The 19,902-nt window shown below is 71.8% G+C and carries 19 protein-coding genes and 2 pseudogenes; 14 read left to right on the top strand and 7 right to left on the bottom strand.

Annotated elements, in window-relative coordinates; genetic code table 11:
• Positions 1–51: 51 nt before the first annotated feature.
• The 6 genes and pseudogenes from ACH4VX_RS14290 to ACH4VX_RS14265 all read left to right on the top strand — a co-directional run.
• The gene (locus tag ACH4VX_RS14290) at positions 52–570 is read left to right on the top strand and encodes a hypothetical protein (RefSeq protein WP_398367690.1); all 519 of its coding nucleotides are present in this window, start codon (positions 52–54) and stop codon (positions 568–570) included.
• Positions 567–923 (top strand): transcriptional regulator, encoded by a 357-nt coding sequence (locus tag ACH4VX_RS14285; RefSeq protein ID WP_398367689.1) that lies wholly within the window; start codon positions 567–569, stop codon positions 921–923. The genes ACH4VX_RS14290 and ACH4VX_RS14285 overlap by 4 nt, the downstream gene beginning before the upstream one ends.
• Positions 920–1,818, top strand: a pseudogene (locus ACH4VX_RS14280) (ABC transporter ATP-binding protein). The gene ACH4VX_RS14285 and the pseudogene ACH4VX_RS14280 overlap by 4 nt, the downstream one beginning before the upstream one ends.
• Positions 1,815–2,720, top strand: a complete 906-nt coding sequence (locus ACH4VX_RS14275) for an ABC transporter permease (RefSeq protein ID WP_398367688.1) — start codon at positions 1,815–1,817, stop codon at positions 2,718–2,720. Before ACH4VX_RS14280 ends, ACH4VX_RS14275 begins: the two are co-directional and overlap by 4 nt.
• A 163-nt stretch (positions 2,721–2,883) precedes the next feature.
• On the top strand, positions 2,884–4,131 hold the full coding sequence (locus tag ACH4VX_RS14270) for an RICIN domain-containing protein (protein ID WP_398367687.1): 1,248 nt from the start codon (positions 2,884–2,886) through the stop codon (positions 4,129–4,131).
• Positions 4,132–4,162: 31 nt separating this feature from the next.
• Positions 4,163–4,564 (top strand): annotated as a pseudogene (locus tag ACH4VX_RS14265) (glycosyltransferase family 2 protein); the annotation flags it as partial.
• Between the two features lie 41 nt (positions 4,565–4,605).
• On the opposite strand, the gene ACH4VX_RS14260 reads toward ACH4VX_RS14265, so the two are convergent.
• On the bottom strand, positions 4,606–6,297 hold the full coding sequence (locus tag ACH4VX_RS14260; RefSeq protein ID WP_398367686.1) for a bifunctional 3'-5' exonuclease/DNA polymerase: 1,692 nt from the start codon (positions 6,295–6,297) through the stop codon (positions 4,606–4,608).
• Positions 6,298–6,353: 56 nt separating this feature from the next.
• Entirely contained in the window at positions 6,354–7,109 is a 756-nt protein-coding gene (locus tag ACH4VX_RS14255) for a Clp protease N-terminal domain-containing protein (protein ID WP_398367685.1), read from the bottom strand.
• 86 nt (positions 7,110–7,195) lie between these two features.
• Here ACH4VX_RS14255 and ACH4VX_RS14250 point away from each other — a divergent pair, with 86 nt between their 5' ends.
• Positions 7,196–8,311 carry a DUF2786 domain-containing protein gene (locus ACH4VX_RS14250; protein ID WP_398367684.1) on the top strand — a complete coding sequence of 372 codons (1,116 nt, stop codon included), beginning with the start codon at positions 7,196–7,198 and terminating at the stop codon, positions 8,309–8,311.
• A 4-nt stretch (positions 8,312–8,315) separates the two neighbouring features.
• On the opposite strand, the gene ACH4VX_RS14245 is transcribed toward ACH4VX_RS14250, so the two are convergent.
• A complete protein-coding gene (locus ACH4VX_RS14245; RefSeq protein WP_398367683.1) occupies positions 8,316–8,834 on the bottom strand; it encodes a DUF4232 domain-containing protein in 519 nt (172 codons plus the stop codon).
• Positions 8,835–9,333: 499 nt separating this feature from the next.
• Positions 9,334–9,891: a hypothetical protein gene (locus ACH4VX_RS14240; protein ID WP_398367682.1), complete on the bottom strand. Its 558-nt coding sequence runs from the start codon at positions 9,889–9,891 to the stop codon at positions 9,334–9,336.
• 386 nt (positions 9,892–10,277) lie between these two features.
• Here ACH4VX_RS14240 and ACH4VX_RS14235 point away from each other — a divergent pair, with 386 nt between their 5' ends.
• Positions 10,278–10,562, top strand: a complete 285-nt coding sequence (locus ACH4VX_RS14235; protein WP_398367681.1) for a DUF397 domain-containing protein — start codon at positions 10,278–10,280, stop codon at positions 10,560–10,562.
• A gap of 110 nt (positions 10,563–10,672) precedes the next feature.
• On the opposite strand, the gene ACH4VX_RS14230 is transcribed toward ACH4VX_RS14235, so the two are convergent.
• The gene (locus ACH4VX_RS14230; protein ID WP_398367680.1) at positions 10,673–11,170 is read right to left on the bottom strand and encodes an ATP-binding protein; all 498 of its coding nucleotides are present in this window, start codon (positions 11,168–11,170) and stop codon (positions 10,673–10,675) included.
• Between the two features lie 399 nt (positions 11,171–11,569).
• On the opposite strand from ACH4VX_RS14230, the gene ACH4VX_RS14225 reads away from it, so the two are divergent.
• The 6 genes from ACH4VX_RS14225 (at position 11,570) to ACH4VX_RS14200 (ending at position 17,125) form a co-directional block, all read left to right on the top strand.
• Entirely contained in the window at positions 11,570–12,394 is an 825-nt protein-coding gene (locus ACH4VX_RS14225; RefSeq protein WP_398367890.1) for a helix-turn-helix domain-containing protein, read from the top strand.
• A gap of 99 nt (positions 12,395–12,493) precedes the next feature.
• On the top strand, positions 12,494–13,954 hold the full coding sequence (locus ACH4VX_RS14220) for an aldehyde dehydrogenase family protein (protein WP_398367679.1): 1,461 nt from the start codon (positions 12,494–12,496) through the stop codon (positions 13,952–13,954).
• A 119-nt stretch (positions 13,955–14,073) separates the two neighbouring features.
• A complete protein-coding gene (locus ACH4VX_RS14215; protein WP_398367678.1) occupies positions 14,074–14,622 on the top strand; it encodes a DinB family protein in 549 nt (182 codons plus the stop codon).
• A gap of 25 nt (positions 14,623–14,647) precedes the next feature.
• Positions 14,648–15,289, top strand: a complete 642-nt coding sequence (locus tag ACH4VX_RS14210) for a PadR family transcriptional regulator (RefSeq protein ID WP_398367677.1) — start codon at positions 14,648–14,650, stop codon at positions 15,287–15,289.
• A gap of 97 nt (positions 15,290–15,386) precedes the next feature.
• Positions 15,387–16,361: an ATP-binding cassette domain-containing protein gene (locus tag ACH4VX_RS14205; protein WP_398367676.1), complete on the top strand. Its 975-nt coding sequence runs from the start codon at positions 15,387–15,389 to the stop codon at positions 16,359–16,361.
• A gap of 35 nt (positions 16,362–16,396) precedes the next feature.
• Positions 16,397–17,125, top strand: a complete 729-nt coding sequence (locus tag ACH4VX_RS14200; RefSeq protein ID WP_398367889.1) for an ABC transporter permease — start codon at positions 16,397–16,399, stop codon at positions 17,123–17,125.
• A 6-nt stretch (positions 17,126–17,131) separates the two neighbouring features.
• Here ACH4VX_RS14200 and ACH4VX_RS14195 read toward each other — a convergent pair whose 3' ends face one another.
• Together ACH4VX_RS14195 and ACH4VX_RS14190 are read right to left on the bottom strand one after the other, a co-directional pair.
• A complete protein-coding gene (locus ACH4VX_RS14195) occupies positions 17,132–18,529 on the bottom strand; it encodes a glutamate decarboxylase (RefSeq protein ID WP_398367675.1) in 1,398 nt (465 codons plus the stop codon).
• A gap of 49 nt (positions 18,530–18,578) precedes the next feature.
• Complete coding sequence (locus tag ACH4VX_RS14190) at positions 18,579–19,856, bottom strand: ion channel protein (protein ID WP_398367674.1); 1,278 nt, start codon at positions 19,854–19,856, stop codon at positions 18,579–18,581.
• Positions 19,857–19,902: the final 46 nt, after the last annotated feature.

Genomic DNA, 19,902 nt, shown 5'->3' with positions numbered 1-19,902 from the left:
CGGGAAAGTCAAGAGTTAACTTTCCCAGCAGGAAAGTGAAACGGGGAGGCGATGATCGTGAGTGCGTCGGTGGATGCCGAACAGGCGTGGAAGGACCTGCAGCGCATCCGGGTGCCGCAGGAGCGGGTGTACGACGAGGTGGAGCGGTGTGCGGCCGGTGGTGCCGGCGCGACCTACGTAACGGCCGCGATCATGTGGGTCTTCCTGGCCGGTATGGGCCTGGACCTGCCCCGGTGGGGTGTCTGGCTGGCCCTCGCCGGGTACGTCGCGCTGCTGGGCGGGGCGGCCGTGATCTTCCATCGCAGGAGCCGGGTGCGCCTGCACCGCACCCGCTACGACTGGCGGATGTCCGCCGTGTTCGTCGGGGGGATGGTCGTGACCGGCGGGACGGTTCTGCTGTCCGGCCGACTGGTCGAGGAACTGCCGTTGGAGCCGATGCTCGCCAGTCCGGTTCAGGCCACGGTCTCGGCGGCCGTGTTCGTGCTGTTCGTCAGGCCGGCCAACCGCTGGGCGGTCGGCTCGTTGCGCGGTCGCGGTGAACCGGCGGCCCGCGAGGAGTCGGGCCGATGAGCACCCCCGCCGGCTTCGACGAGCTGATCCATCCCGCCACCAGGCTGTCGGTGGTCGCACTGCTGGCCACCACCGAGTGGGCGGACTTCGCGTTCATCCGCGACAGCCTCTCGCTCAGTGACTCCGCGCTCTCCAAACAGCTGCACACCCTGGAAGAGGCCGGATATCTGGAGATCCGGAAGGAGGGCGGTGGCCGGAAGCGGCGTACCAAGGTACGGCTGACGGGCCGCGGCCGCATCGCCTTCGACGGTCATGTGGCGGCGCTCCGGGCGATCGTCGAGGGAGCCGGGCGCACGGCAACGGACGAGGCCGGGACGGAACAAGGTCAGCGCCATGCGGAGGCAGCACGATGACGGCACCCGCCGCAACCACCCGACCCGTCGTCCAGGCCCGCGATCTGACCATGGCGTACGGCGATGTCGCCGTCCTCCACGGCGTCGATCTGGACATCCACCGAGGCGAGGTGTTCGCGCTGCTCGGGCCCAACGGGGCAGGGAAGACCACCACCGTGGAGATCCTGGAGGGCTTCCGGCGGCGGTCGGCCGGGGAGGTCCGTGTCCTCGGTGCGGACCCGGAGCGGGGCGACGACGCCTGGCGGGGCCGTATCGGACTGGTCCTGCAGTCCTGGCGCGACCACCGCCGCTGGCGGGTCGCCGAGCTGCTGACGCACTTCGGACGTACTACCCCCGCCCGCGCGACCCGGCCGACCTGCTGGCCCTGGTCGGCCTCACCGACCAGGCCGGCCGGCAGGTGGACCGGCTGTCCGGCGGGCAGCGCCGGCGGCTGGACGTCGCACTCGGCATCGTCGGCCGCCCCGAGCTGCTGTTCCTGGACGAGCCGACCACCGGCTTCGACCCGGAGGCGCGGCACGAGTTCCACGTCCTGGTCGAACGGCTGGCCCGCGACGAAGGCGTCACCGTCCTGCTCACCACCCACGACCTGGCGGAGGCGGAGCGGCTCGCCGACCGGATCGCCATGCTGGTCGGCGGCCGGATCCGGGCCTGCGGCTCCCCGTCGGAGCTGGCCCGGCGGGCCGCCGCACAGGCCGAGGTCCGCTGGACGGCCGACGACGGGACGTACCGCCGTGAACGCACCGCGGACCCCTCACGGCTGGTCTGGGAACTCCACCGGGACGCGGACGGCCCGATCGCCGGCCTGGAGGTCCGCCGTCCGACGCTGGAGGACACCTACTTGCACATGGTCCATCAGAAGGACGGCAGCACGGACGGGGAGGCAGCGACCGCATGAGGGACACACAAGAGGACGCGCCGGGCGGGACGAGCGCCCCGCGCCGTCCCGCCCGCCACTACTGGCGTGCCGGATTCCTCCGCGGTGGCATCGAGCTACGGCACCTCCTGCGCAACCCCAAGGAGATGTTCGGCCATCTGACCAATGTGGCCGTCGCGCTGCTGGTCATCGCCTACATCAGCGACGACGTGCCCGGCACCCGGACCCCGATGGCCCATCTGATGCTCGCGGGGTTCGCCGCCTATCTGCTGTTCCAGATCGGGCTGCTCAATCTCCCGCAGATGCTCGTGACCGAGCGGGAGGAGGGCGCCCTGCTGCGGTTGCGCGCCACGCCCGGCGGGATACCGGCCTACCTCGTCGCCAAGTGTCTGCTGGTGGTCGTCACGGCGGTCGGTACCCTCGCCCTGCTCCTGGTGGCCGCGGCGCTGCTGGCGGGCGGGCCGCTGCCGCAGGGGCCGGGCGGCTGGCTGACGCTGCTCTGGGTCACCACGCTGGGGCTGCTCGCCGTCGTACCGCTGGGCGCGGCCCTGGGCGCCGTCCTGCCCAATCCGCGCGAGGCGCTGGCGTTGATCATGCTGCCCATGATGGGGTTGCTGCTCACCTCCGGAACGGTGTTCCCGATCACCTCGCTGCCGGTGCCGGTCCAGCAGGCGGCCTCCGTCTTCCCGCTCAAGTGGATGGCACAGGGCCTGCGTTCGGCGCTGCTGCCGGATGCCGCACGGGCCGCCGAGCCGGCCGGCTCCTGGGAGCTGCCCATGGTCGCCCTCGTGCTGACGGCCTGGGCGGTCCTCGGTTTCCTCCTCGCGATCCCCCTCCTGCGCCGCGCCGCCCGCCGCGAGTCCGGCTCCCGCCTGTCCGCCCGCCACCGCAAGGCGGAACAGAGCGGGGCGATGCCCGCATAGGTTCGGGCTGCTCGGACCCGGCCTGTGTCGTCCTACGTTCACCCGACCGAGGTCCGGACGCAACCAAGCGTGATCCAGAGTGGGTTGCGTGAGCTTCGGGCCCTTGGGACATGCCTGTGATCGACGGGGCCGGGTGGGTTGCGGTGAATGAGGAGCAGCGTTTATGCCACGTCAGCACGAACCTCCGGCCGGCGGGGCGACGCCGGCCGTCGCCGTCCGCCGTGCGGTTTCCGTGCCCGCGCCGGGCACGGACCCCGGCACGGATCTGAGACCGCGCGGCCCTGCTCCCGCTCCCGCACCCGAATCCGCCGCAGACCCGGACGCCGCGGTACCGGTACCGACATCCTCCGAGCGGCGCTCCCGGGCCGCCGCCGAGGAGGAACTGCAGCAGGAGCAACAGCAGCGGCAGGCGGCGGATTCCGACGGAGCGGAAGCCGAGGCCGCGGCCGGTGTGGTCGCGGCCGGAAACGGCGACGGCGGGAAAGCGGAGGCGGGCGCGGACGCCGACGAGACGGTGCCGGGGCGTCTGCGCGGGCCCATGGTGGCCGCGGCCGCCATCGTCGGGGCGGTGCTGATCTGCGTACCCCTGCTGGTACTTGGACTGAGCCGTGAGGACGAACGCACGGTCGGGACGGCTCCCGTCGGCGGAACGACGCTCGACCCCGGTATGTCCGACGACATTCCGGCCGCCGACTACCAGGCCGCCGCCCCGTCCCCCTCGGCGTCGCCGAGCGGAGCCCGGTCCCCGTCCGGTCCTCCGGCCGAGTCCGAGGTCAAGTCCGTTCCCTCGCCCTCCGGTTCGGGCGAGGCGGACGCCGAGGAGAAGGCCGCGCCCCGGGCCGGTACCGAGAAGAAGAAGGACGACGGCAAGGCCGCGCCGAAGGCGGAGAAGTCCCCCGCGATCACCGCCCGGCAACTGGCCAACGCCCTCTCCACCCGGGTCAACGCGCAGCTGAAGAACGTCGCGACCGGCAAGTGCGCCGACCTGCCCTACTTCGACATGGGGTCGGTCGACGGCCCGGTGAGCCAGTACAACTGCCGGCCCACCACCGAGGACAACCAGCTCTGGGACCTGGAGGTGGCCGACGCGGACGGCGGGCCCCAGGGGGCGAGCCTGTTCGTCGTCAGGAACCGCAAGGACGGGATGTGCATGGACCTGCCCGACTACGGCAGCGTCGCACCCGGGACCAAGGTCACCGAGTACCACTGCAGACCGGACGCGGACAACCAGCTCTGGTGGCTGGACCCGCGGTCGGGGGGTTACTTGATCCGCAACGCCGCGAGCGACCTGTGCATGAGCGTGGTCGGCGGCGGTTCCGCGGGGAACGACGCCAGGCTTCAGGTGGTGCGCTGCGGTTCGGGGGCGAGTGCGCTGCGCTGGTCCGTCGTCTCCGTCGTCAAGCCCTCCTGAACGCCCCCTGACGTCCTGCCCGGTGAACACCGTGCTGGACGAGATCGGCGACTGGCCCGCCGCGTTCTTCTTCGCGCACGAGGAGACCGACCTCGCCTGGCGGGCCGTCGACGCCGGATGGCGGATCCGCTACGCGCCCGAACTGCTGCTCCAGCACCCGAAGACCTCCCCCGCCCGGCACGCCATCTACTACCGGGTGAACGCCCGGAACCGGGTGTGGCCGGCCCGGCGGCGGCTGCCGCTCGTCCTCGTCCCCGTCCATCTCGGGGTGTGGATGCTGCTCACCCTGCTGCGGAACCGGTCGGCCGGCGGGCTGCGGGCCTGGTTCGGCGGGTTCGTGGAAGGGCTGCGGGAGCCGGCCGGGGAGCGGCGGGCCATGAGCTGGCGGACGGTGTGGCGGCTCACCCGGCTCGGACGGCCACCGGTCGTCTGACCCGATGGGCGAAACGACGGGGGGCGCTGCCGGTGACCCGGTCATTTGGCGTCCGCGTAGCAGTCCACCACCGCCGTCGTGAACGGGAACCGCACCGGGGTCTCGCCGAAGGTCAGCCGGCCGGCCAGGTCCGAGGCCCCCCGGATCGCCGACACCACCGTCTCCGCCTCCTCCTCGGGACAGTGCACGATCACCTCGTCGTGCTGGAAGAAGACCAGCTCGGCCGCCATGCCGTTCAGGGCCTGCCGCAGCGCGGCGAGCAGCAGCAGGGCCCAGTCGGCGGCGCTGCCCTGGACGACGAAGTTGCGGGCGAAGCGGCCACGGGCGCGGGCGTTGGTCGAGGCGTGGCCTGGAACCCACTGGCGGGCATCGGACTCCTGGTCCTCCTCCGCGACCGGGATGCCCGCCTCCTCCGTCGCGTCGTCCGTCGTACGGGCGGCAGGCGGGCAGGTGCGGCCCAGCCAGGTCCGTACGAGCCTGCCCTCCTCGCCCGCGCGGGCGGCCTCGTCGACGTAGGCCACCGCCCTGGGGAAGCGGCGTCGGAGCGCGGCGAGGTTCTTCAGGCCGTCGCCGGAGGTCTGGCCGTAGACCGCGCCGAGGACGGCGAGCTTGGCCTGTGCGCGGTCGCCGGAGAAGGCGCGGTCGGACACCGACTGGTACAGGTCGGTCTCCCGGCCTGCCACCTCCATCAGACCGGGGTCGCGGGAGATGGCCGCCAGCACCCGGGGCTCCATCTGGTCGGCGTCGGCGACGACGAGCCGCCAGCCGGGGTCGGCGACGGCCGCGCGGCGGATCACCTTGGGGATCTGCAGGGCGCCCCCGCCGTTGGTCACCCAGCGGCCGGTCACCGTCCCGCCGGCGAGGAACTCCGGCCGGAAGCGGCCGTCGCGCACCCAGTCCTGGAGCCAGGACCAGCCGTGGGCGACCCGGATCCGGTACAGCTTCTTGTATTCGATCAGCGGTTTGACGGCCGGGTGGTCGACGGACTCGATCTCCCAGCGGCGGGTCGAGGTGATCTTGACGCCGGCCTGCGCGAAGGCTTTCACCACGTCGGCGGGCAGGTCGGGCCGGACCCGGCGGCCGAAGGCGGCGGACACCTCGTCGACGAGCTCGGCGAGCCGGCGTGGCTCCCCGCCGCCCGCGTACCGCTCGCCGAGCAGGTCGTGCAGCACCGCGCGGTGCACGTCCGCCCGCCAGGGCAGTCCCGCGCGGTTCATCTCGGCGGCCACCAGCATCCCCGCCGACTCGGCGGCCGTCAGCAGCCGCATCCGGTTCGGGTGCGCGGTCGCGTCGGTCCGCCGCTGCTGTTCGGCGTAGACCGCGAGGAGGTCCGTCAGCGGCAGCCGGACGCCCTGGGGTTCGAACAGGGAGGACTGGGCGCCCGGTTCGGCCTGGCGCTGGGGCGGATCGGGCGGTACGGCGTCGCCGCGTAGCCGGGCCAGCGCCGCCGCGGCCGAACGGGGTTCCCCGTGCCGCCCCTCGTGGCCGAGGAGGAGCGTCTCGGCGGCCTCGATGTCGTAGGCCCGCTCCACCCGCACCCCCGCGGCGAGCAGGCGCGGGTAGACCTCGGCGGTGGACCGCCACACCCACCGCGTGACGCCGGGACGGCTCCGGACGGCCTTGGCGAGGTCCGCCTCCCACAACGCCGGAGCGGCGGGCAGCCCGTCCGGGCCGAGGGGGGCGAGGTCCACGCCACCGTCCTCGGCCGGAGCGAGTGCCCACCGGTCGGCCATGCTGCGAGTGTGGCAGGGGGGTCTGACAACGGCCCTCCTGATCGGTCCCCCGGGGCTCAGCCCTCCTGCTCGCCCTCGCTCTCGTCCTCCGTCCGGGTCTCGACGTACTGCGCCAGCATGTCGGCGACGTACCGCTCGGTGGCGGTCTTGTCGACGCCGAGGCCGCTGAGGAGGCCCTTGCCGTTCTCGTGCTCCAGCAGGGCGAGCAGGATGTGCTCGGTGCCGATGTAGTTGTGGCCGAGGCGGAGGGCCTCGCGGAAGGTGAGTTCCAGGACCTTCTTGGCCGCCGGGCCGTACGGCACCAGCTCGGGGGCGTCCTCGACGGCCGGCGGGAGCGCCGCGCGGGCGGCCTCGGCGACCGCCCGCGCGGTGACGCCCTGCTCGGTGATCGCCTTGACCGCCAGGCCCTGAGGGTCGGCCAGCAGGCCGAGGACCAGGTGTTCGGGCAGGCTCTCGGCGTTGCGCGCGGCCCGGGCCTCGTTGTGCGCGGACATGACCGTGTTGCGGGCGCGGGGCGTGTAGCGGTTGAAGCCCTGGTTCGGGTCGAGGTCGTTGCCCTCCTTGGGCACGAACCGCTTCTGGGCCGCCTGCCGGGTGACGCCCATGCTCTTGCCGATGTCCGTCCAGGAGGCGCCCGAACGCCGGGCCTGGTCCACGAAGTGGCCGATCAGGTGGTCGGCCACGTCGCCGAGGTGCTCACCGGCGAGCACCGCGTCCTGGAGCTGTTCCAGGGGTTCCTCGTGGACCTTCTTGATGGCCGCGATGAGGTCGTCGAGACGTACGGATGACTTGATGGCCGGGTTCGTCGTCATGTGTCAACCGTAAGTTGACAGTCCCTAGGCGTCAACCCGAAGTTGACACCTAGGGGTGAATCTCCGGGACATGGCACGATCGGCCCGTGAGTACGTCCAGCACCGTCGACCGCGCCTTCCGGGCGGCCCTCTACGACACCGGCGACACCGCCCTCGACACCGGCGCGTCCCTGCTCGCCGCCGACCCGGCGGCCGACGCCGAACTCGCCCGGCGGGGCCAGGAGTTCGTGGCGACCGCCTGGCGGCGCGGCTGGCAGCCCGCCGACGTCGTACGGATCGTCCGGCGCGAGCTGGACGACGTCCACGTACGGCTCGTCTCCGCGCTGATCCGCGCGCAGGCACCGCGCGACGACCGGCCGCGCGGGCCCCGCTGGAAGGCCCAGCTGGACGAGATCGGGGCGGACGACGCCCCGCGCGGCGACCGTTTCCCGTACGCCACGGCCGTCCTGGAGCTGTACCGCCTGCTGCTGCGCCTGCCCGCCCTCGAACCCCTCGACGAGAGGGCCGCCCCGGACCCACGGGACCGGCGGCCGGAGTCCCGCATGCTCGGCCGCATCCGCGCGCTGCTGGCCAAGGCGGAGGCGACCGGGTTCCCGGACGAGGCGGAGGCGCTCAGTGCCAAGGCGCAGGAACTGATGGCGCGGCACAGCGTCGACGAGGCGCTGCTCGCCACGCGAGAGCCCTCGGCCCCGACGCCGGGCGCCTGCCGGATCGGGGTGGAGCCGCCGTACGAGCAGGCCAAAGCGGTGCTGCTGGACGCGGTCGCCGGCGCGAACCACTGCCGGGCCGTGTGGAACGAACCGCTGGGCTTCTCCACCGTGGTCGGCTTCGCCTCCGACCTGGAGGCGGTGGAACTCCTCTACACCTCACTGCTCGTGCAGGCCTCCACGGCGATGAGCAAGGCGGAGGCCGCGCAGCGGGCGGGCGGACGCAAGCGGACCAAGACCTTCCGGCAGTCCTTCCTCGCCGCCTACGCGCACCGCGTGGGCACGCGTCTCGCGGCTGTCGCCGAGACCCAGGTGAGCGACGATCTGCTCCCGGTTCTCGCCTCCCGCGCGGTGGCGGTCACCGAGCGGACGGACCGCCTGTTCCCGGAGACGACGACCACCCGGCTGCGCGGGGTGAGCGACGCGGCGGGCTGGGAGGAGGGCGCCCGCGCGGCGGACGACGCACAGGTCAGGGCCCGCCCGCACCTCCCCTGAGCTGCTAGTCCCCCGCCTGCTGGTAGGCGCTCACGGAGATCTTGTGGCCGGACGGTCCGTCGGCCGCGACCGGGCCGTACGTCCAGCGGAAGCTGCGGGTGCCCGAGAGGACCACCTGCAGGTTCTCGGCGTCGAAGGCGCCGTCGCCGCGCGTGCCGCGTTCGTAGGTGAGGGTGAAGGACGCGGACTCGCCCTTGGCCAGGGTCAGCTTCTGGGCCGTGGCGCCCTCGGTGGACGGCACCTCGACGGTGGCGGAGTCACCGGCACCGGCCAGCCGCACCTCGGGGAAGCCGTCCAGGGTGCAGGCGGCGCTCTGGTTGGTGAAACTGACGGGAACCTCCCCGGTGTCCCCGGCGGCCGGCGCGATGCTCGCGGGCCCGACCTCCATGCTCACCGTGTCGACCGAGCAGGCGGTGTTCTCCCGCTTGCCGTCGCCGCCCTCGTCGCCGCCCCCGGTGTCGCAGGCGGCCAGCAGGAGGAGTGCGGCGAGGACGGTGGGGACGGCGATCGGCGTGGTGCGCATGAGTGATCCTCTGGGATTCGTGGAGGTGCCCACCGGTCATCATCACGCACCCGCCACCGATCCGCCCCGCGGACAGGCCCCGGGCCCTGTCGTCGAATTCCCACCCGCCCCGCGATGCCGTGCGCGCCCTCTCGCCGCGCCTGCCCCGCGATGCCGTGCGCGCCCTCCCGCCGCGCCTGCCCCGAGACGCCGTGCGCGCCCTCCCGCCGCACCGGGCCCCGACCCGAGTACGTCCGGTACGAGGACCGGGGCCCAACACGCCGAGAGCATGCACCCGCCCTCCGGGCTGACGGCGGGAATGTGACGAGAGGACCCAGGAGATGTCGTTTGGATCTTGCCGGGGTCGCGGGGTCCGGCACGCACGTCTGCGGCGTTGTCGTCGGTCCTCGACGCTCCGCGTCGACTCCCTCCTCCGCCTTGCGGCCGCACGCACCGGAACCCGCCCGGCTCGGCTGTGAGGCGCCGCCGCCTGAAACCGGCCTGATCCAAACGACACCCCCTAGGAGCCCAGCCCCGCCGTCGGCAGTCCCGTCGGGAGGGAGCCGCCCTCGGTCTTGGTGTACGTCTCGGTGCCGAGGGCGCCCTCCCAGGTGACCTTCAGGGAGTCCTTGCCGACGGAATCGACCGTGCCGCTCGCCCGGTCCTCGGTGCCGTCGGAGCACTTCAGGCGGATCGAGTGGGTCCCGGCCTGCTCCCGCGCGGTGCCGCTGCACACGGTGCCGCCCGTGGCGAAGAGGGCGGCCTCCTCGCCGTTGACCATCAGGGCCACGGCCTTGCCGTCGGCCGTGGTGAGCCAGCTGCCCTCCAGCTCGCCCGCCGGAGCCCGGCTCGCGCCGGAGCCCCCGGTGCCGCCACCGGAGTCCGCGGTCGCCGTGGCGGACGGGGTGGGACCGGTCGCGGAGTCCCCCGAGCCGTCGGAGCCGTCCCCGCCGCACGCGGTCAGCGCGAGCGCGCCGGCCAGCCCCACGGCCGCGACCGCTGCTCGTACGCGCCGGGAGCGCGGCCCGCGCGATGGCGGCGATGCGGGCGAGTACGTCACCGAAGCCTCCGAAGTCACTGCGAGCCCCCTAGCTGTGGCCGGCCCCGTCGGCCGGACGACCGTCGTCAGCTAACAGGACCCACCCGGCACCCCACCAGCCTCCGTGACAGACCTCGCACCGCATGTCCACGGCAGGTCGGTGGGCCGACGCGCAGGGAACGCGGAGAACACACAAGGGAACACGATGGAACAGAAAGGCCCCCGCGTGCGTCTCTTAGGAAGCGGGGTTCGGTAAAGCGTCCGTCAAAGCGGGCACGGCGCGACCGTCAAGGCTGTAATCGCGGGAACACCCCGCGTGCACGTGCATCTGTCCATGCATCTGCACATGAACAAAGCTATGATCCCGGTCAGTTGACTACTGCATCAATGGCCACACCAGCCAGTGCACCAGCGGGGAGCGACCTGTGGACCACGACGTGTACGACGGTGACCTGTATGACGGTGCCGACGCGTCCGGCGTGTACAACGGCATGGCGGCCACCGGGCTGGACGGCGTGGCCTGGCAGAAGAGCCGGCACAGCAACTCGCAGGGTTCCTGCGTGGAGTTCGCCCGGCTGCCCGGCGGAGAGGTGGCCGTCCGCAACTCCCGCTTCCCCGACGGTCCCGCGCTCGTCTACACCCGCGCGGAGATCGAGGCCATGCTGCTGGGCGTGAAGGACGGTGAGTTCGATCACCTGGTCGCCGGCTGACCGGCCTGCCGGGACGGACGAGGCGCCCCGGGGCGCTCCGGAAGGGACCGGAGTGGTTCAGGAGGCGCCGACGCGCGTAGAACCGCGGCGCCCGGAAGCGCCGCGGTTCTTCATGTGCCGGGACGGGGGTGGTCGACGGGGCGCGGGAGCCGGAACAGGGCCCAGACCACCTTGCCGCTCAGCGCGCCGGCCATCGGGTGCCAGCCCCAGCTGTCGCTGAAGGATTCGACCAGGAACAGCCCCCGGCCCGACTCGGCGGAGGAGTCGTCCGACTCGCGGGCGACGGGGCTGTCGCCGCTGGGGTCGCGCACCGCGCACACCAGCCGCTCGGTCCACCGCATCAGATGCAGCCGTACCGGCGGGTCCGGTGCCGTCGGCCGCGGGGTGTCGGCCGGCAGGCCGTGCCGCAGGGCGTTGGTGACCAGTTCGGAGACGACCAGGCACACGTCGTCGAAACGGTCGCCCAGGTCCCACTGGTCGAGTGTCTTGCGGGTGAACTGCCGGGCCTCGCGGACCGCTTCGTAACGGGCGGAGAGGGCGCAGGAGGCGGCGTCGGACGCGGCCGCGAGGTTCAGCGGCGGAAGGCCCTGCCGTAACGGCTCGAGCATGGTCGATCCATTCGTCCCCATGCGAGGCACTCCCGGGAATTCGCGGTCGTAGCGAGGCTGCGGTGGTGCGGAGACCATGGTTTCGGATGCGTACAGCAGATGCAAGGGCAGATGCACGTGCAGTTGACCGAAATCCTCCCTGCCGTACGGGTTTGTTGGCCAATTTTTCCGTCATCCTCCTGCCCTCTTCCGGTTGTTCCCTTACCTCCTCGTTGTCTCCTTCCTTCTCCTTCCGTGCCCGTTCCGTGCTCCTTCCTGATCGGAATCCTCGGCTGGATTCCGTTTCCGTAACCGGACGAGTACTGCTCGAAGTGTTTTAGTGGCAGACTGCGGGCCCTGGAGACGTTGGGGAGGCTGGCGAACGTGAGCGCGGGAGAGCCGGGATCGGTGGTGCGGCGCATGCTGCTCGGATCACAACTGCGGCGACTGCGTGAGGCGCGGGGGATCACGCGCGAGGCGGCGGGCTATTCGATCCGCGCCTCCGAATCGAAGATCAGCCGGATGGAGTTGGGCCGGGTGAGCTTCAAGACCAGGGATGTCGAGGACCTGCTGACGCTGTACGGCATCACGGACGAGCAGGAGCGCGTGTCACTGGTCTCCCTCGCCAAGGAGGCCAATGTGGCGGGCTGGTGGCACAGTTACTCGGACGTGCTGCCGAGCTGGTTCCCCACGTACGTGGGTCTGGAGGGCGCCGCCTCGCTGATCCGGGCGTACGAGGTGCAGTTCGTGCACGGCCTGCTGCAGACCGAGGAGTACGCCCGCGCGGTGGTGCGGCGCGGCATGAAGGGGGCGAGCGGGGAGGACGTCGAACGGCGGGTGACGCTGCGTCTGGAGCGACAGAAGTACCTGGTCGCGGAGAACGCCCCCGAGTTCCATGTCGTCCTCGACGAGGCCGCCCTGCGCCGGCCGTACGGTGACCGCGCGGTGATGCGCGGCCAGCTCCAGCACCTCATCGACATCTCCGAGCGGCCCAATGTCCGGCTGCAGGTCATGCCGTTCAGCCTCGGCGGGCACTCCGGCGAGTCGGGCGCGTTCACCATCCTCAGCTTCCCCGAGTCCGACCTGTCGGACGTCGTGTACCTGGAGCAGCTGACCAGCGCGCTGTATCTCGACAAGGCCGAGGACGTGGCCCAGTACGAGAAGGCGCTCAAGGAGCTCCAGCACGACAGCCCGGGTTCCGTGGAGAGCCGGGACCTTCTGCGGGGGCTGCTGCACATGTCCTGAGCACACCTCAACTCGCATGAAACACAAGTACGATGACGTTCGATCAGACCATGCAGTCGATCAGTGCTCCGCTGATGCAGCAAGGGATTGAGGGATCACATGTCGTCGTACTTCACCGACCTGGCTCAGCAGTACATCGACGGCGAATGGCGCCCGGGCACCGGCTCCTGGGACATCATCGACTTCAACCCGTACGACGACGAGAAGCTCGCGTCGATCACGATAGCCACGGTCGACGAGGTCGATCAGGCGTACAAGGCGGCCGCCCGCGCGCAGAAGGAGTGGGCGGCGACCAATCCGTACGCCCGTCGCGCGGTGTTCGAGAAGGCGCTCAGGCTGGTCGAGGAGCGCGAGGAGGAGATCGCCGAGGCGATCGTCGCCGAGCTCGGCGGTACGCGGTTGAAGGCCGCCTTCGAGCTGCACCTCGCCAAGGAGTTCCTGCGCGAGGCGGTCCACCTGTCGCTGCGCCCCGAGGGCCGGATCATCCCCTCGCCGGTGGACGGCAAGGAGAACCGCGTCTACCGGGTGCCGGTGGGCGTCGTGGGCGTGATCAGCCCGTTCAACTTCCCCTTCCTGCTCTCCCTCAAGTCGGTCGCCCCCGCGCTCGCGCTCGGCAACGGAGTGGTGCTCAAGCCGCACCAGAACACACCGGTCGTCGGCGGCTCCCTGATCGCGAAGATCTTCGAGGACGCGGGTCTGCCCGGCGGTCTGCTCAACGTCGTCATCACCGACATCGCGGAGATCGGCGACGCCTTCCTGGAGCACCCGGTCCCGAAGGTCATCTCCTTCACCGGCTCGGACGCGGTCGGCCGCCATGTGGCCACCGTCTGCGCCTCCCTCTTCAAGCGCTCGGTCCTCGAACTCGGCGGCAACAGCGCGCTGGTGGTCCTCGACGACGCCGACCTCGACTACGCCGTGGACGCGGCCGTCTTCAGCAGGTACGTCCACCAGGGCCAGGTCTGCATGGCCGCCAACCGTGTCCTGGTGGACCGGTCGGTCGCCGACGAGTTCACCGAGAAGTTCGTCGCCAAGGTCACGTCCCTCAAGGCCGGCGACCCGCGCGACCCGGAGACGGTCATCGGCCCGGTGATCAACTCCCGGCAGGCGGACGCCCTGTCCGGCGTGGTCGAGCAGGCACTGGCCGAGGGCGCCACCGCCCTGGTCCGGGGCGCGCGCAGGGACAACCTGGTCGAGCCGTCCGTCCTCACCGGCCTGCCCGCGGACTCGGCCCTGCTGCGGCAGGAGGTGTTCGGTCCCGTCGCCTTCCTCGTCCCGTTCGACGGCGAGGAGGAGGCCGTACGCATCGTCAACGACACCCCGTACGGTCTGAGCGGTGCCGTGCACACCGGTGACATCGAGCGCGGTGTGAACTTCGCCAAGCAGATCGACACGGGCATGTTCCACGTGAACGACGGCACCGTGCACGACGAGCCGATCGTCCCCTTCGGCGGCGAGAAGCACTCGGGCATCGGCCGGCTGAACGGCGACACGATGCTGGACGCCTTCACGACGACGAAGTGGATCTCGGTACAGCACGGGCGCAGCGGCTTCCCGTTCTGAGGCCCGACCTTCCGGGACATTCCCTTGCCGGGCCCTTGCGGACAGAACCTGGCCGCAAGGGCCCGTAGCGTCGTCGGTGTCAGGGGCAAGGAGCCCCGTCCGGCGAAAGGCGGCCCGTCATGGTCACTCACGTTCCCGCTGAAGCACAGGGCGACGAGCGCGGAGCGCTGCTGGCGTTCCTGGAGGAACAGCGCGGCGGCATCCGCCGGTCGGTGCTCGGTCTCACCGACGAGCAGGCCGCGGAGCGGCCCACCGCCGGTGAACTGTCCCTGGCCGGCCTGATCAAGCACGTCGCCGAGGTCGAACAGGGCTGGGTCGCCCGGGCCAGGGGCGAGGCGCCGGCGGTCGCGCGGGACGAGTCGAACTGGAACGAGTGCTTCCTGCTGGTCGGCGAGGAGACCGTCGCGTCGCAGCTGGCGTACTGGGAGAAGGTCGCCGCCGAGACGGAGGCGTTCATCCGCTCCGTGCCCAGCCTGGACGACACCTTCGCGCTGCCGGACCAGCCGTGGTTCCCGCCGGAGGGGCGCGTCTCCATGCGCTGGCTGGCCCTGACCCTGATCCGCGAGACCGCGCGGCACGCGGGACACGCCGACATCATCCGTGAGTCCCTGGACGGCGCCACCGCCTTCGAACTGGTCGCGAAGGAGCGGGGCAGCTCCTTCGGGTGAAGCCCGGCGTCCTACGCTGGAGCGCATGTCAGCGATCCGTCTCCTCGTGCTCGGCGCGGTGCGCCAGCACGGGCGGGCCCACGGCTACCAGGTACGCAACGACCTGGAGTTCTGGGGCGCGCACGAGTGGTCCAACGCCAAACCCGGCTCGATCTACCACGCCCTGAAGCAGATGGCGAAGCAGGGACTGCTGCACGCGCACGAGATCGCGCCCTCGACGGCCGGCGGTCCGCCGCGCACGGAGTACGAGATCACCGCGGCGGGTGTCGAGGAGTACTACGCGCTGCTGCGCGAGGCCCTCGTCGCCTACGACCAGAAGATGGACGTGAAGTCGGCGGCCATCGGCTTCATCGTCGATCTGCCGCGGCAGGAGGCGGTGGCGCTGCTGGAGGAGCGGGTCCGGCGCATCGAGGAGTGGCGGGCCGCGGTCACCGAGCACTACGTGCCCGAGGGCGGCCCCGAACCGCTGGGTCACATCGGCGAGATCATGAACCTGTGGGTCCACACGGCCGACGCCGAGGCCGAGTGGACCCGCGGGCTGATCGGACGGATCGGGTCCGGGGCCTACGTCTTCACCGGGGAGGGCGATCCGTTCGTCGGCGTCCTGGCCGACGACCAGGAGAACCCGTACGCGACGGGGGAGCGGCACCCGGGGGACGAGCGCTGAGCCGGCCGGTCCGGCCGCGCGCTAATCAAGTTTGACCAATGCCCGCGACGGAGTTACCTTGGTGGTGTAGTCAACTTTGACTAGCGAGGGAGTCCCAGTGGCCGACGCGGCGATCACCGTCGAGGACGCACGCAAGACATACGGCGGAAGCGGCGGGAGGAACGGCAAACCCGCACTGGACGGGCTCGACCTGACGGTCGCGCGCGGCACGGTGCACGGGGTGCTCGGCCCGAACGGCGCGGGCAAGACCACCCTGGTGAGGATCCTGGCCACCCTGCTGCGGCCCGATGCGGGCCGGATCGAGGTGGCGGGACACGACGTCGTGCGCGAGGCGTACGCCGTACGGCTGCGCATCGGCCTGCTCGGCCAGCACGCGGCGCTCGACGAGGAACTCGGCGGCCGGCAGAACCTGGAGCTGTTCGGCCGGCTGCACCACCTGGGTGCGCGACGCGCACGCGCGCGTGCCGGTGAACTGCTGGAGCGCTTCGAGCTCTCCGGCACCGGACACAAGGCGGTGAAGCAGTACAGCGGCGGCATGCGGCGCCGGCTGGACCTCGCCGCCTCCCTGATCACCGAACCGGAGGTGCTCTTCCTGGACGAACCGACCACGGGCCTCGACCCGCGCGGCCGCGCGGAGGTGTGGGAGTCGGTCCGCTCCCTGGTCGGCGGCGGTACGACGGTCCTGCTCACCACCCAGTACCTGGAGGAGGCCGACCAGCTCGCCGACCGCATCTGTCTGGTGGACGCCGGCCGGGTCGTCGCCGACGGCACGGCGGACGAGCTCAAGGCGGCCATCGGCGGTGACCGCATCGACGTCGTCCTGCGCGACGCCGGGCAGCTGGGCGCGGCCGTCGCCCTGCTCCCCGTACCCGAGGACGCGGTCACGGTGGACACCGACCGGCGGCTGCTGAGCGCCCCGGTCACCGACCGCATGGCGGCCCTGGCCGGGGTCGTCCGCGCGCTGGAGGAGGCCGGCGTCGAGGCCGAGGACATCGCCCTGCGCAGGCCCACGCTCGACGAGGTGTTCCTGCGGCTGACCGGGCACGACGACCGAGTGAAGGAGGCCGCGTGACCACCACGACGTACGCGCTGACCGACTCCTGGACCATGACCCGCCGTGAGCTGGCCCGCTGGGGGCGGCAGCCGGTGGCGGTGGTGGTGAACCTGGTCTTCCCGGTGATGCTGCTGCTGATGTTCGGCTACCTGGTCGGCGGCGGCCGGGGCGTGAGCGGCGAGTACCTCGACTTCCTGGTGCCCGGCATGCTCGCGCTCACCATGGCCTTCGGCCTGGAGGGCACGATGGTCGCGGTCACCCAGGACCTCAACAAGGGCGTCGTCGACCGCTTCCGCTCCATGCCCATGGCCAACGGCGCGGTCCTGGTGGGCCGTTCCGCCGCGGACATGCTCCAGTCGGCGCTCGGCCTGGCGGTGCTCCTCGCCGTCGCCGCCGCGCTCGGCTGGCGCGCCCAGGGCGGCCCGGCGGGCTTCCTGGGCGCCGTGGGGCTGCTCCTGCTGTTCCGGTTCGCCATGCTGTGGATCGGCATCCACCTGGCGCTGGTCGCAGGGAAGCCGGAACTGGTGCAGACCGTGCAGATCCTGGTCTGGCCGGTCGGCTTCCTGTCCAACGCCTTCGCGGCCCCCGAGTCCATGCCCGACTGGCTGGGCACGGTCGTCCAATGGAACCCCATGTCCCAGACCGCCACGGCCGTACGCGACCTGTTCGGCAGCCCCGGCGGCGAACCGGGGCATGTGTGGGCCGCCGTCGTATGGCCGCTGGCGCTGCTCGCGGTGTTCTTCCCGCTGGCGGTACGGCGGTTCTCGCGGCTCAGCCGCTAGCCGGTGTCAGTGGTGGAAGCCGGTGGCCGCGCTCCTGTCGTGGGTGAGGGGGTGCGGCTGCCGGCGCAGTTCCGGCAGCAACCGGGTCAGGTCCTCGGCGAACACGTCGGCGAGGTCCTCGGAGAAGCCGTTGCGGCACACCACCCGCAGCACCGACAGGTCCTCACGGTTCGCCGGGAAGGTGTACGCGGGCACCAGCCAGCCGTGCTCGCGCATCCGCCGGGACACGTCGAAGACGTCGTACGCCGTCACGTCGTCGGCGGTCGTGAACGCGAACACCGGGAGCTGGTCGCCCCGGGTCAGCAGGCGGAAGTCGCCGAGTGCCCCGATCCTTTCCGCGAGCCGTCCGGCCACGTCCCGCGCGGCCTGCTGCACCGCGCGGTAGCCGCCCCGGCCCAGCCGCAGGAACGTGTAGTACTGCGCCACGACCTGCGCGCCCGGCCGGGAGAAGTTCAGCGCGAAGGTCGGCATGTCGCCGCCCAGGTAGTTCACCCGGAAGACCAGTTCCTCGGGCAGCGCGTCCGCGTCCCGCCACAGCGCCCAGCCGACGCCCGGGTACACCAGCCCGTACTTGTGCCCCGAGGTGTTGATGGACGCCACGCGCGGGAGGCGGAAGTCCCACGCCAGGTCCTCGTCGAGGAAGGGCGCGACCATCGCGCCGGACGCCCCGTCGACGTGCACGGGGATGTCGAGGCCGGTGCGCTCCTGGAGCTCGTCCAGCGCCGCGCAGAGGTCGGCGATCGGCTCGTACGACCCGTCGAAGGTGGAGCCCAGTACGCCGACGACCCCGATGGTGTTCTCGTCGCACAGCCCGGCCGCGGCCCCCGGGTCCAGGTGGAACCGCTCGCCCTCCATGGGCACCTGGCGGGCCTCCACCTCCCAGAAGGCGCAGAACTTGTCCCAGCAGACCTGGACGTTGACACCCATGACGAGGTTCGGCCGGGCACCCGGCGCGGGATCGCGCCTGCTCCAGCGGCGTTTCAACGCCATCCCGGCGAGCATGCACGCCTCGCTCGAACCGGTCGTCGAACAGCCCACGGCCTTCGACGGGTCGGGCGCGTGCCACAGGTCGGCGAGCATCGCCACACAGCGCCGCTCCAGCTCGGCGGTGCGCGGGTACTCGTCCTTGTCGATCATGTTCTTGTCCCGGCACTCCGCCATCAGGACCCCGGCCTCCGGCTCCATCCAGGTGGTGACGAAGGTGGCCAGGTTGAGCCGCGCGTTGCCGTCCAGCATCAGCTCGTCGTGCACGAGCTGATACGCCGTCGAGGGCGCCATGGGAGCGTCGGGCAGCCGGTGCCTGGGTGGTGCCTCGGTCATGTCCCCGACCGGATTGGCCGGGCCCAGGAAGGGATTGACGGACATGGGGCGTTCGTCGCGCTGCGGGCCTTTGTGGAGCGGCACGAGTGCCTCCTGATCTCGGGGAGCGGGGGAGCGGGGGAGTGGAAGGGGGTCATCGCAGGGCCGTCCCGTCCTTCCGCAGTTGCATCAGCGGGCGCCCCGTCACCAGCAGCCAGGCCGGCAGCGAGGCGATGCACAGCAGGGCGATGACCGACGGCGCGGCGACCAGGACGGCGGCGACGAACAGGCTCACCCAGCCCTGCCGGGTGATGGCCAGCAGGACGCCCAGCACGCCCGCCGACACGCCCACCGCCGGCTGCACCCCGGGCACCAGGGCGTGCGCGCACAGTCCGAGCGCGGTGCCGACGAACACCGCCGGGAAGATCCGCCCGCCCCGGAAGCCACAGGACGCGGCGACGAGCAGCGCGGCCAGCTTCACCACCGTCATCGTGGCGAACCCGCCCGCCGACCAGCCGTCCGGATCGTGTGCCAGCTCCGCGATCTCGTCGAGTCCCTTGAACAGGGTCAGATGCCCGCCCAGGGCCGCCAGCAGGGCCAGCACCACCCCACCGGCCGGAAGCATCAGCATCGGGTGCCGCAGCCGCCGGAACACCCCGTGGACGAACGGGAACGCGTACACGGCACACATGCCGAGCACCGCGCCCACCGAGGCCACCACGAGGGACGCCAGCAGGTCGCCCCAGCCGGGCCGTCCGAACGGCGGCAGGTGAAGATCGAAACTCGGCTCCGACACCAGCGCGGTGGTGAGCGCACCGGCCCCCGCGGCGGCCAGCGGTGCGAAGAGGCTGTCCCACAGCCGTCCCTTGACCGGCTGCCCGGCCAGCGCCTCCGAGATGACCAGCGCGGCGGCCACCGGCGTACCGAACAGCGCGCCGATCGTGCCCGCCTCCGCCAGCGCCACCCAGCCGCGCTGCGGGGACTGCGGGAAGGCCCTGGTGCCCAGCCGGACCGCCAGCGAGACGTTCACGGCGATGATCGGGTTCTCCGGCCCCAGGCTCGGTCCGCCGGCCAGCACGAACGCGGTCGCCAGCAGCAGCCCCGGCAGCACCGAGGGCGGCAGCACCGGCGCGTCGAGGCCGGTGGTCGCCGGGTCGGGGCCCGCGTGGCCCGGTGCCTTCCACACCACCAGCCCGACCGCGATCCCGGTGGCGACGAGCATCACGGACATCCACAGCACGGAGTACCTGCCGACGCCGAAGGCGTCCGGTACGTCCTGCCAGAGCACGTCCTGCAGCTCCTCGGCCGCCGTGCTGACCCCCACCAGGACCAGGCTCGTCACCGCGCCCACGAGCAGCGCGGGAACGATGGTCGGCAGCAGGGCGCGTGCCGGGGCGGCGGGGGGTGCCTGCTGTGCGCTGTCCTGGGCCACGCGCACACGATAAACGGATGAAGCGGACAAATCAGTAACCGGATTG

This window comes from Streptomyces sp. NPDC020731 (assembly GCF_044334705.1).
In the GTDB taxonomy this organism is placed as follows: domain Bacteria; phylum Actinomycetota; class Actinomycetes; order Streptomycetales; family Streptomycetaceae; genus Streptomyces.
This window is presented reverse-complemented; position numbering and strand designations above follow the sequence as displayed.